13 protein-coding genes and 1 pseudogene are annotated in these 10,949 nt (G+C 67.0%); all 14 read left to right on the top strand.

The window, feature by feature from the left end:
- A pseudogene (locus tag JHC99_RS13985) lies at positions 1-485 on the top strand (hypothetical protein); the annotation flags it as partial.
- Positions 486-551: 66 nt separating this feature from the next.
- Positions 552-1,316 (top strand): methyltransferase, encoded by a 765-nt coding sequence (locus JHC99_RS13980; protein ID WP_292155004.1) that lies wholly within the window; start codon positions 552-554, stop codon positions 1,314-1,316.
- A 134-nt stretch (positions 1,317-1,450) separates the two neighbouring features.
- On the top strand, positions 1,451-2,677 hold the full coding sequence (gene hemA / locus JHC99_RS13975; RefSeq protein ID WP_292155003.1) for a 5-aminolevulinate synthase: 1,227 nt from the start codon (positions 1,451-1,453) through the stop codon (positions 2,675-2,677).
- Positions 2,677-2,856, top strand: a complete 180-nt coding sequence (locus JHC99_RS13970) for a hypothetical protein (protein ID WP_292155001.1) — start codon at positions 2,677-2,679, stop codon at positions 2,854-2,856. Before hemA ends, JHC99_RS13970 begins: the two co-directional genes overlap by 1 nt.
- Positions 2,857-2,931: 75 nt before the next feature.
- On the top strand, positions 2,932-4,218 hold the full coding sequence (glyA, locus tag JHC99_RS13965; RefSeq protein ID WP_292155000.1) for a serine hydroxymethyltransferase: 1,287 nt from the start codon (positions 2,932-2,934) through the stop codon (positions 4,216-4,218).
- Between the two features lie 7 nt (positions 4,219-4,225).
- Complete coding sequence (gene nrdR / locus JHC99_RS13960; protein WP_292154999.1) at positions 4,226-4,684, top strand: transcriptional regulator NrdR; 459 nt, start codon at positions 4,226-4,228, stop codon at positions 4,682-4,684.
- The gene (locus JHC99_RS13955) at positions 4,684-5,346 is read left to right on the top strand and encodes a RibD family protein (protein ID WP_292154998.1); all 663 of its coding nucleotides are present in this window, start codon (positions 4,684-4,686) and stop codon (positions 5,344-5,346) included. The genes nrdR and JHC99_RS13955 overlap by 1 nt, the downstream gene beginning before the upstream one ends.
- Entirely contained in the window at positions 5,346-5,936 is a 591-nt protein-coding gene (locus JHC99_RS13950) for a riboflavin synthase (protein WP_292154997.1), read from the top strand. The genes JHC99_RS13955 and JHC99_RS13950 overlap by 1 nt, the downstream gene beginning before the upstream one ends.
- Positions 5,936-7,069 (top strand): 3,4-dihydroxy-2-butanone-4-phosphate synthase, encoded by a 1,134-nt coding sequence (gene ribB / locus JHC99_RS13945; protein WP_292154996.1) that lies wholly within the window; start codon positions 5,936-5,938, stop codon positions 7,067-7,069. The genes JHC99_RS13950 and ribB overlap by 1 nt, the downstream gene beginning before the upstream one ends.
- Entirely contained in the window at positions 7,066-7,527 is a 462-nt protein-coding gene (ribH, locus tag JHC99_RS13940) for a 6,7-dimethyl-8-ribityllumazine synthase (RefSeq protein ID WP_271147154.1), read from the top strand. Before ribB ends, ribH begins: the two co-directional genes overlap by 4 nt.
- On the top strand, positions 7,524-8,054 hold the full coding sequence (gene nusB, locus JHC99_RS13935) for a transcription antitermination factor NusB (RefSeq protein ID WP_292154995.1): 531 nt from the start codon (positions 7,524-7,526) through the stop codon (positions 8,052-8,054). Before ribH ends, nusB begins: the two co-directional genes overlap by 4 nt.
- A gap of 6 nt (positions 8,055-8,060) precedes the next feature.
- Entirely contained in the window at positions 8,061-9,050 is a 990-nt protein-coding gene (gene thiL / locus JHC99_RS13930) for a thiamine-phosphate kinase (protein ID WP_292154994.1), read from the top strand.
- Between the two features lie 42 nt (positions 9,051-9,092).
- Positions 9,093-9,524 carry a hypothetical protein gene (locus JHC99_RS13925; RefSeq protein ID WP_292154993.1) on the top strand — a complete coding sequence of 144 codons (432 nt, stop codon included), beginning with the start codon at positions 9,093-9,095 and terminating at the stop codon, positions 9,522-9,524.
- A 167-nt stretch (positions 9,525-9,691) separates the two neighbouring features.
- The coding region (locus tag JHC99_RS13920) for a sodium/proton-translocating pyrophosphatase (protein WP_292154992.1) at positions 9,692-10,949 on the top strand (1,258 nt) is incomplete at its 3' end.

The raw sequence follows: 10,949 nt of genomic DNA, 5'->3' as shown, positions 1-10,949 counted from the left end.
GGGCAGGGCGGGTCTACGCCTTCGTTCCGAACCAGACGGCGGCGCGCGAGAACGCGTTCGGCGATGCCCTGGCGGCGGCCTATCCCAATGTGAACCGGATCACCGGCGACCTCGACGTCATGACCTTCCCGGAGCCGCTGGACGTGGTCTTCATGGGTCAGGAATACCACGACTTCGTCATCCCCCGCTTCAATGTCGATGTGGCCAAGATGAACGCCCAGGTGTTCGCCGCGCTCAAGCCCGGCGGCCTCTATGTCATCCTGGACCATCAGGCTGCGCCGGGCGCAGGCACGTCCGTGGTCGGCACCCTGCACCGCATCGAGGGCTCGGCCCTGCGTGCCCAGGTCGAGGCGGCCGGCTTCATCTTCGACGGCGAGACGACGGCGGTGGCCAACCCGGACGACGACCATTCCCTGTCGGTCTTCGACGAAGCCATCCGGGGCAAGAGCGACCAGTTCGTCTATCGCTTCAGGAAGCCCGGGTAACAACTCGCGTCGATCCGACGTACAGTAAGGCAAGGGCGCAGTCAGGCGCCGATGAGGGAGGGTTTCATGCGTCGCTCACTGATCCTGGTCGCGTCGATCGCGGCCCTGGCCGTTTCCGGCGTCTCGTCGGCGCGCGTCGTCGATGGCCACATGGAGGCGCGGTCCTATGCCGCTGTCCTGGCCGACCCGGTTCGCCCGGCCGAGGACCGTGCCCGCGACGAGGCCCGCCACACCGCCGAAACCCTGGCCTTCGCCCATGTCGCGCCGGGCCAGAAGATCGCCGACATGATCATCGGCGGCGGCTATTTTACCCGCGTCTTCTCGTCCGCCGTTGGTCAGACAGGTCACGTCACCGCCTGGCAGCCCGCCGAGTTCATCGGCTTTTCCGCCGACTACGGGACCAGCATCACCAAGGTCGATGAACTGGCCAATGTCGATGCGATCCGTTCGCGGATCGGTGCCCCGGAGTTCCCGGCCGGGCTGGACCTGATCTTCACGGCGCAGAACTACCATGACCTCCACCTGACGCCATTCGGCCCGGATACGGCGACCAGGGTCAATGCGGCGGCCTTCGCGGCGCTGAAGCCCGGCGGCCTGTATGTCATCGTCGACCACCATGCGGCTGCCGGCACCGGGATAACCCAGGCCAACACCCTGCACCGCATCGACATCGAGGCAGTGAAGACTGAGGTTCAGGCCGCAGGCTTTGTGCTGGACGGCGAGAGCGATATCCTGGCCAAAGCCACCGATCCGCTGACGGCCAACGTCTTCGATGCGGCGATCCGGGGCCAGACCAGCCAATTCATGCTCCGCTTCAAGAAGCCTGAGTGACTTTGAGAACCGTTATCAATTAAGGGTTTGCGGCGTTTTGTCCTTGCGGATTCGTGGACAGAAAGCGCCAATCGGCGCAAAGACCCGCCACGTTTTTTGCGCGCGAAAGATCGCTCTCCGAAAGATCGCCCAAGGTGTTCGACTACAAGGCCGCATTCGAATCCGCAGTCGACCAGGTAAAGGGCGAAGGTCGCTATCGCGTCTTCGCCGACCTGAAACGCGTACGCGGAGAGTTCCCCAGGGCCGTGCGCCGCCGCGACGACGGGACCGAGCAGGACGTCGTGATCTGGTGCTCGAACGACTACCTCGGCATGGGCCAGCATCCGGCGGTGCTTCAGGCCATGCAGGCAGAGATCGACGCCGTGGGTGCCGGTGCCGGCGGCACGCGCAACATTTCCGGCACGACACGGTCTGCCGTCGATCTGGAAGCCGAGCTGGCCAGCTGGCACCAGAAGGAAGCGGCGCTTCTGATGACCTCGGGCTATGTGGCCAACGAGGCGACCCTGACGACCCTGCAACGCATCCTGCCGGGCCTGATCACCTTTTCCGATTCGCTGAACCACGCCTCGATGATCGCGGGCATCCGCAACGGCGGCGGCGAACGGCACGTCTTCCTGCACAACGACCTCGAACACCTTGAGAGCCTGCTTGCCGCAGCGCCCGCCGATGCCCCCAAGCTGATCGCCTTCGAGAGCGTCTATTCGATGGACGGCGACATCTCCGACCTGGCCGGCACCATTGCCCTGGCCCGGAAATACGGGGCCATGACCTATCTGGACGAGGTCCATGCGGTCGGCCTGTACGGCGCGACCGGCGCGGGCGTCGCCGAGCGTGACGGAGTGCTCAATGGCATCGACATCATCGAATGCACCCTGGGCAAGGCCATCGGCGTCATGGGCGGCTACATCGCCGCCGATGCCGTGATCATCGATGCTGTGCGGTCGTGGGCCTCGGGCTTCATCTTCACGACTTCCCTGCCGCCCGCCCTGACCGCCGGAGCCCTGGCCTCGGTGCGGCACCTGAAGGCCCACCCCGAACTGCGCGTGGCTCACCAGGAGCGCGCCCAGACGCTCAAGGACCGCTTCGCTGCCGCCGGCATCCCGGTCATGCCGAGCGAGAGCCACATCGTCCCGGTCTTCGTCGGCGACCCGGTCCACACCAAGATGATCTCGGACATGCTGCTCGAAGAGTTCGGCGTCTACGTCCAGCCGATCAACTATCCGACGGTGCCCAAGGGCACCGAACGCCTGCGCTTCACGCCTTCGCCCAACCACGACGACGGCATGATGGACGCCCTGGTCAGCGCGATGGACAAGCTCTGGACCCACTGCCACATCGCCCGGATGCCGGCGGCGGCCTGATGGCGGACGGCCTCGGCGAGGTCATCGTCGAATCCACCCGCAACGGGACCTATCTGAAGGTCACCGCCGTCCATGTGGCGACCGGCACGGAGGCGACCGCCGTCGGCCCCGCAGTGGAACCCAGAGCCGTCGAACGGCTCGCCATCGCCAAGCTTCAGCGTCTGTTGTCGCGGCCCTGACACTACATGTTGTGGTGGCACCCTGTCGGGCCTAGATAGGCGCACCGTTTCAGACTGCTCTCAGGACCGCCGCCCGTGACCGCATCCTTCGTCCACGACGCCTATTTCTCCAAGACGCTGGCCGACGCCGATCCGGATGTCTTCGGCGGCATCACGGGCGAGTTGCATCGCCAGCAGGAACAGATCGAACTGATCGCTTCCGAGAATATCGTCTCGAAGGCGGTGCTGGAGGCGCAAGGGTCGGTCCTGACCAACAAATACGCCGAGGGCTATCCCGGGCGGCGCTACTACGGCGGTTGCGAATACGTCGACATCACCGAGAACCTGGCGCGTGAACGGGCCAAGGAATTGTTCGGCTGCGCCTTCGCCAACGTCCAGCCCCACTCGGGTGCCCAGGCAAACCAGGCGGTGTTCTTCGCCCTGTTGCAGCCCGGCGACACCTTCCTGGGCATGGACCTGGCCTGTGGCGGCCACCTGACGCACGGTTCGCCGGCCAATCAGTCGGGCAAATGGTTCCGGCCCGTGACCTACAAGGTCCGCGAGGACGACAATCTGATCGACTACGACCACGTCGCCGAAATGGCGCTGAAGGAAAAGCCCAGGCTGATCGTGGCGGGGGCCTCGGCCTACAGCCGTCACATCGACTTCAAGCGCTTCCGCGAGATCGCCGACAGCGTCGGGGCCTATCTCATGGTCGACATGGCCCACTATGCGGGTCTGGTGGCGGGAGGGGCCTATCCCGATCCCCTGCCTCATGCCCATGTCGTGACCACGACCACGCACAAGACCCTGCGCGGCCCGCGCGGCGGCATGATCCTGTCCAACGACATCGAGCTGGGCAAGAAGATCAACTCGGCGGTCTTCCCCGGCCTGCAAGGTGGGCCGCTGGAACACGTCATCGCCGCCAAGGCCGTCGCCTTCGGCGAAGCGCTGAAGCCCGAGTTCAAGCTGTATGCAAAACAGGTCGTCGCCAACGCCCAGGCGTTGTCGGCGGTGCTGATCGAGCGGGGCCTGGCGGTCGTGTCGGGTGGCACCGACAGCCATATTGTCCTGGTCGACCTGCGGCCCAAGAGCGTGACCGGCAAGGCGACCGAGCTTCAGCTCGAACATGCCCTGATGACCTGCAACAAGAACGGCGTGCCGTTCGACACCGCTCCGTTCACCGTGACCTCGGGCGTTCGCCTGGGCACACCGGCGGGCACCACCCGCGGTTTCGGCGTCGAGGAGTTCCAGTCGATCGGCCACTGGATCGCCGATGTCGTCTCCTCGATGAACGGCGGCGACGAGGCCGATCCGGCCGTGATCGCCGAGGTCGCGGCCAAGGTGCGCGAACTGACGCGCCGCTTCCCGATCTACGGATAGGCCTACGATGAAGTGCCCGTTTTGCGGCCATCAGGATACGCAGGTGAAGGACAGCCGACCGTCGGACGACGGCTCGGCCATCCGGCGTCGGCGGTCCTGCCCGCAATGCAGCGGGCGGTTCACGACCTTTGAGCGGGTCCAGTTGCGTGAACTGGTCATCCTGAAACGCAACGGCCGCCGCGCCCCGTTCGACCGCGACAAGCTGGAGCGGTCCCTGTCGGTCGCCCTGCGCAAACGCCCGGTCCAGGCCGAACAGGTCGAGCAGCTGGTCAGCCGGATCACGCGTCAACTCGAAAGCCTGGGCGAAACCGAGATCGCCTCCAGCGTCGTAGGGGATTTCATCATGAAGGCGCTCAAGAGCGTCGATGAAGTGGCCTATGTGCGATATGCCTCGGTCTACAAGGACTTCCGGCACACGGGGGATTTCGCGCGATTCCTGGGTGACGAAGGCCTGGACGAAAGCTGATGGCCCCTGCTGAAACGCGACCGCGTGTGACCCTCAAGATCGCGACCTCCCTGGATGGACGCATCGGCACCTCCTCGGGCGAGAGCCAGTGGATCACGGGTCCCGAAGCCCGGCTCCAGGGCCATCGATTGCGCAGCCAGAGCGACGCCGTTCTGGTCGGCGTTGAGACGGTCCTGGCCGACGATCCGCGCCTGACCGTCAGGCTGCCGGAGGGCGAGGTGCCCGGACGCAATCCTCTGAGAGTCGTACTCGACAGCCGGCTGCGCACGCCGCCGTTCGCCCGGCTGGCGGTCGAGGGCACCCTGATCGTCACGACCCGCGATCCGGCCTCGACAGGGCCGATCGGCGCGGCCGAGATCGTCCGGGTCGCAGGCGACGCCCAGAATCGCCCGACGATCGCCGCCGTCATGGCCCTGCTGGCCGAGCGCGGCGTCAAGGAGCTGATGATCGAGGGCGGCGGCCGGGTGGCGGCCTGTTTCGTCACGGCCGGGCTGGTGGACGCGATCGAGTGGTTCCGGGCGCCGATCCTGCTGGGCGGAGACGGACGCCCCGGGGTCGCCGCCCTGTCCCTGGCGCGACTGGCCAACGCCCCCAAGTACCGGCGCCTTGCGGTCGAGGCCCTGGGTGACGACCTGTGGGAACGCTACGAAAGGCATTCCTGATGTTCACGGGCATCGTCACAGACATCGGCCGCGTCCGCGCGGTGCGGCAGACCGAGCGCGACCGTCGCTACGAGATCGAGACAGCCTGGAACGTCTCAGGCATCGACCTGGGTGCCTCGATCAGCCATGCGGGTTGCTGCCTGACGGTGGTCGAGCGGCTCGACGGCGCCTTCGCGGTCGAGGTCTCGGGCGAGACGCTGGACAAGACGACGCTGGGGCGTTGGGAAACCGGCGACCGGGTCAATCTGGAGCGCGCCGCCAAGCTCGGCGACGAGATGGGCGGCCATGTCGTGTCGGGCCATGTCGATGGCCTGGGAACTGTGGTTTCGATCGAACCGGTCGGTGGATCGCACAAGGTCGTGGTCGAGGCCCCCGAGCCCCTGCATCGCTATATCGCCGCCAAGGGCTCGATCACGGTCGATGGGGTGTCGCTGACGGTCAATGCCGTGGACGGCCGTCGCTTCGACCTGAACATCATCCCGCACACCTGGGACGCGACGACGCTGGGCACCCTCAAGGTCGGTGATCCGGTCAATCTCGAGATCGACATGCTGGCGCGATACCTCGCGCGGTGGCAGGAGACGGCGTGATGCAACTCGCCAGCAATATGAACGACAGCCCGATCAGCCCGATCGAGGATATTCTCGAGGACGCCCGAAACGGCCGTCCCTACATCCTCGTGGATGCTGAAGACCGCGAGAACGAGGGCGATGTCATCATCCCGGCCCAGTTCGCCACGCCCGACCAGATCAACTTCATGGCCCGCCATGCGCGCGGCCTGATCTGCCTGGCCATCACCGCCCAGCGCGCGCGCCAGCTTCGCCTGCCGCCCATGGCGTCGGAAAACCGCGAGAGCATGACGACCGCCTTCACCGTCTCGATCGAGGCGGCCGAGGGTGTGACGACCGGCATCTCGGCGGCGGACCGGGCGCGAACCGTTCAGGTCGCCTCGGACCCGTCCAGGGGGGCCGATGACATCGTCTCGCCGGGCCACGTGTTCCCGCTGGTCGCCCGCGACGGTGGCGTGCTGGTCCGCACCGGCCATACCGAGGCGGCCGTGGACATCAGCCGCATGGCCGGTCTGACCCCCGCGGGCGTGATCTGCGAGATCATGAACGAGGACGGCACCATGGCCCGGATGCCGGACCTGGTCGCCTTCGCCCAACTGCATGGGTTGAAGATCGGCACCATCGCCGACCTGATCGCCTATCGCCGCCGGACCGAACGCTATGTCGAGCGGGTCATGGACACGCCGTTCGAGAGCGTTCACGGCGGGCCGTTCCGGCTGATGCTGTATCGCGACACCATCGAGGGCGGAGAACACGTCGCGCTCGTCCATGGCCGGATCGAGCCGGGCAAACCCGTCGTCGTGCGGATGCACCAGGTCGATTTCGCCGCCGACCTGCTGGGTCACCGCGAGGATCGCCAGAACTATATTCCCGCCGCCCTCAAGGCGATCAGCGGCTCTGCGGAACCCGGCGTCGTGGTGTTCCTGCGCGACCCCTCGCTGCAGAGCCTGGCCGAGCGTCTGGCCGGCGCGGAGCGACCCGCCGTCAGCGATCGTGCCATCAAGGTCTATGGCCTGGGTGCCCAGATCCTTCTGGACCTCGGCGTGCGCGACATGATCGTGATGAGCTCGACCCGCCCGGAACCGACGGCGCTGGAGGGCTACGGCCTGCGCATCGTCGGCTGGCGCGGCATGAACGGAGAAGACCAATCCTGACCGATCCCCCCCGCGTCCTCATCGTCGAGGCGCGCTACTATGACGATCTGGCCGACGCCCTGCTGGACGGGGCCAAGGATGCCCTGCGCGCCCAGGGTGCCGATTTCGACGTCGTGACCGTGCCCGGCGCGCTGGAGGTGCCGACCGCCATCGCCATGGCCGACGAGGCCGGTCGCTTTCCGACCGCACCGCGCTATGACGGCTTCGTCGCACTGGGCTGCATCATTCGCGGCGAGACCTATCATTTCGAGATCGTCTCGGATCAGTCGGCGGCAGGTCTGATGCAACTGGGCCTGAAGGGTCTGGCGATCGGTAACGGCATCCTGACAACCGAGGACGAGGATCAGGCCTGGGCCCGCGCCCGGATCAGCGAGGGCGACAAGGGCGGTGGGGCGGCTCGCGCCTGCATGGACCTGATTGCGCTGCGCAAGCGGTTGCGCGTAGGGCTCGGCGGATGACCGAACCCAACTCCATCCAGGCCGTGCTGCAACAACTGGCCGAGGCAGAAAAGGCCCGGGCCGAACCGCAGCTGAGCTCTCGCCAGCGTCGGGCCCGTACCGTGGCGCGTCTCGCCGCCGTTCAGGCCCTGTACCAGATGGAACTGGCCGGGGAGGGCGTTGAGACGGTCATCTCCGAGTTTTCCAACCACCGCTTCGATGCCGACATTGAGGGCGAGCCCCTGGCCGAGGCCGACGAGGACTGGTTCGCCGGGATCGTGCGCGGCGTCATCGCCGGTCAGCGCGAGATCGATGCCGCGATCAAGGCGCGTCTGGCCTCCAACTGGCGGCTGGAGCGGCTGGACGCCACCCTGCGCGCCCTGTTGCGTTCCGGAGCCTGGGAACTGGCTCACAAGCCGGAAGTGCCGCGCGAGATCGTGCTGGATGAGTATGTCGAGCTGGCCAAGGCCTTCTTCGATGAGGCCGAGGCCAAATTCGTCAATGCCGCCCTCGATGGCGTGGCCCGCGACGTCCGCCCGAAGGCGTAAGCCGCCATGGCCGCGGTCGATGTCGCCGGCGAGTTCGAGACCATCACCCGACTGCTGGCCCCGCTGGCCCATCCGGAGTGGGGCAGGGGGCTGAAGGACGACGTCGCCGTCCTTCCGTCGCGGCCCGGCTACGACCTTGTCCTGACCAAGGACGCCATCGTCGAGGGCGTGCATTTCCTGCCCGACGACCCGCTCGACACCGTGGCGCAGAAGCTGCTTCGCGTGAACCTGTCGGACCTGGCCGCCAAGGGGGCCGAACCGTTCGGCTATCTGCTGGCCTGCCACTGGTCTGAACGCTGCGGCTGGCCCGAACGCGTCGCCTTTGCAGAAGGACTGGCTCGGGACCAGAAGGCGTTCGGGGTGGCCCTGCTGGGCGGCGACACCGTGGTCACGCCGGGACCGGCGTCGTTCTCGCTGACGATGCTTGGCTGGGCCGCCAAGGGGCGCGTCGTGGGCCGCAATGGCGCCCGTCCTGGCCATCTGGTCTTCGTCACCGGCCAGATCGGCGACGGCTTTCTGGGACTGCAGGCGGCGCGCGGCAATCTGAAGCTGGCCCCCGAAAGGCTGACCGCCCTGATCGACCACTACCGTCGACCCATGCCGCAACTGGCCTTCTCTCCGGTGATCCATGACGTCGCCAGCGCGTCTCTGGACGTTTCGGACGGGCTGGTCGCTGACCTCGGCCATATCGCTTCGGCCAGCGGCGTGGGGATCGAGATCGACCTGGAACTGACCCCTCTGTCCCTCGCCGGCCAGGCCTGGTTCGACAGCCGGGTCGATGAACAGGCGGCCCTGGAGCAGCTGGCGACCGGCGGCGACGACTACGAGATCGCCTTCACCGCTCCTGCCCCGGACGAAGCCGTGCTGCGACGTGAGGCCGAACGGCGGCACGTCCGCCTGACCAGACTGGGCCGGGTTACGGAGGGGCAGGGGGTGACCACGCGGTTCGGGGGCCAGCCGATCACCTTGTCGAAACCGGGCTTCACTCACGGCTAGGCTCGAAACCCAATCCTAACGGCTGAGCTGTAGGGTCCGATGATGCGCCGCAGAGACCTCATCGCCGTCGGAACCGTCGCCCTCGCGGGTGCCGCCGCCACATCCGCCCTGGCCAGCGAAAGCGCCGCCCCGGCCGAGGGCGTGACCCTGAACATCAGCGGTGTCGGCCTGCCGGTCGTCGCCGACGGCCGCCTGCGCAACTACGTCTTCGTCACGGTCAAACTGACCCTGGCCCCGGGCGCCGACGCCACGGCCATGCGGGGCAAGGATCCCTTCTTTCGCGACGCCCTGGTCCGGACGGCCCACCGCGCGCCCTTCACTGTGCCCGGCGACTGGACGCGGCTCAACGAGAACGCCATCAACGCCGCCATGATGGCCATCGCCAATGTGGTGTCGGGTCCCGGCTCGGTCGTGAAGTCCGAAGTCCTGATGCAGACCCCTCGTCGTCGCACCGGAGTGCCCGGAGGCGCCTGAATTTGTTCCGCTTGCGTCATCGCGCCGCATTTGGCACGGTCTGTGGGCAATTCCCGAGTGGGCGCAAACTCAGCGTCCGATGCGCCCGGGGGGTACCGGAAGGCGGACAGAGGTCATAAGGCCCGCCGCGCCAAGGAGCCGGGGGCTTTTTAGGCACGGAAACGCCAATGAATCACATACTCACGCTGGCCTTCGGGGCCGGCGTTCTGGGAGTCCTGTACGGGGCGATCCAGACCTTCGTCCTGATGAAAGCCGGGACGGGCAACGACAAGATGCGAGAGATCGCCGCCGCCATCCAGGAAGGGGCGTCGGCCTATCTGAAGCGGCAGTATTTCACCATCGGTATCGTCGGCGTGGTCGTTCTGATCGCGGCCTGGCTGTTGATCGGACCCTATGCGGCGGCCGGCTTCCTGATCGGGGCGGTGCTGTCGGGCGCGGCCGGTTACGCCGGGATGCTGATCTCGGTGCGGGCTAACGTGCGCACAGCCCACGCGGCATCTCAGAGCCTGGCCAAGGGCCTGGACCTGGCGTTCCGCTCGGGCGCCATTACCGGCATGTTCGTGGCGGGCGGGGCCCTGATGGGGGTCGCCGGCTATTTCGCCGTCCTGGTCGTGCACATGGGCCTGGAGCCGACGAGCCGCGAGGTCGTCGACGGCCTGGTGGCCCTGGGCTTCGGGGCCTCGTTGATCTCGATCTTCGCCCGTCTGGGCGGCGGCATCTTCACCAAGGGCGCCGACGTGGGCGGCGACATGGTGGGCAAGGTCGAGGCCGGCATCCCCGAGGATGATCCCCGCAACGCCGCGACCATCGCCGACAACGTCGGCGACAACGTCGGCGACTGCGCCGGCATGGCCGCCGACCTGTTCGAAACCTATGCGGTCGCGACCGTGGCGACCATGGTCCTGGCCGCCATCTTCTTCCGGGGTTCGGAGTATGTCGGGGCCATGATGCTGCTGCCGCTGGCGATCTGCGGCGTCTGTATCGTGACCTCGATCATCGGCAGCTTCTTCGTGCGGCTCGGCAAGAGCCAGAACATCATGGGAGCCCTGTATCAGGGCCTGATCGTCACGGGCGTCCTGTCGGTCGGCGCGGTCTGGTGGGTGATCTCGCAACTGGTTCCGGATGCGATCACGACCACGGGCGGGCTGGTCATCCAGCCGATGAGCCTGTTCTGGGCCGGGGTCGTGGGCCTGGCCGTCACCGCCGCCATCGTGGTGGTGACGGAGTTCTACACCGGCTCCAACTTCCGCCCCGTGCGGTCGGTGGCCCAGGCCTCGGTCTCGGGACACGGCACCAATGTGATCCAGGGTCTGGCGGTTTCGCTGGAATCGACGGCCCTGCCGGCGCTGACCATCATCGTCGGCATCATCGCGGCCTTCCAGCTGGCGGGTCTGTTCGGCATCGCCATCGCCACCACGACCATGC

Origin of the sequence: Brevundimonas sp., assembly GCF_016463485.1 — a bacterium.
GTDB lineage: Bacteria > Pseudomonadota > Alphaproteobacteria > Caulobacterales > Caulobacteraceae > Brevundimonas.
This window is presented reverse-complemented; position numbering and strand designations above follow the sequence as displayed.

What these genes read in the sequence shown, in the direction of transcription:
- JHC99_RS13970 (WP_292155001.1), top strand. Translation starts at nt 2,677, where the DNA reads ATGGCGGACGGCCTCGGCGAGGTCATCGTCGAATCCACCCGCAACGGG.
- JHC99_RS13980 (WP_292155004.1), top strand. Translation starts at nt 552, where the DNA reads ATGCGTCGCTCACTGATCCTGGTCGCGTCGATCGCGGCCCTGGCCGTT.
- nusB (WP_292154995.1), top strand. Translation starts at nt 7,524, where the DNA reads ATGACCGAACCCAACTCCATCCAGGCCGTGCTGCAACAACTGGCCGAG.
- ribB (WP_292154996.1), top strand. Translation starts at nt 5,936, where the DNA reads ATGCAACTCGCCAGCAATATGAACGACAGCCCGATCAGCCCGATCGAG.
- JHC99_RS13950 (WP_292154997.1), top strand. Translation starts at nt 5,346, where the DNA reads ATGTTCACGGGCATCGTCACAGACATCGGCCGCGTCCGCGCGGTGCGG.
- JHC99_RS13925 (WP_292154993.1), top strand. Translation starts at nt 9,093, where the DNA reads ATGCGCCGCAGAGACCTCATCGCCGTCGGAACCGTCGCCCTCGCGGGT.
- nrdR (WP_292154999.1), top strand. Translation starts at nt 4,226, where the DNA reads ATGAAGTGCCCGTTTTGCGGCCATCAGGATACGCAGGTGAAGGACAGC.
- thiL (WP_292154994.1), top strand. Translation starts at nt 8,061, where the DNA reads ATGGCCGCGGTCGATGTCGCCGGCGAGTTCGAGACCATCACCCGACTG.
- JHC99_RS13955 (WP_292154998.1), top strand. Translation starts at nt 4,684, where the DNA reads ATGGCCCCTGCTGAAACGCGACCGCGTGTGACCCTCAAGATCGCGACC.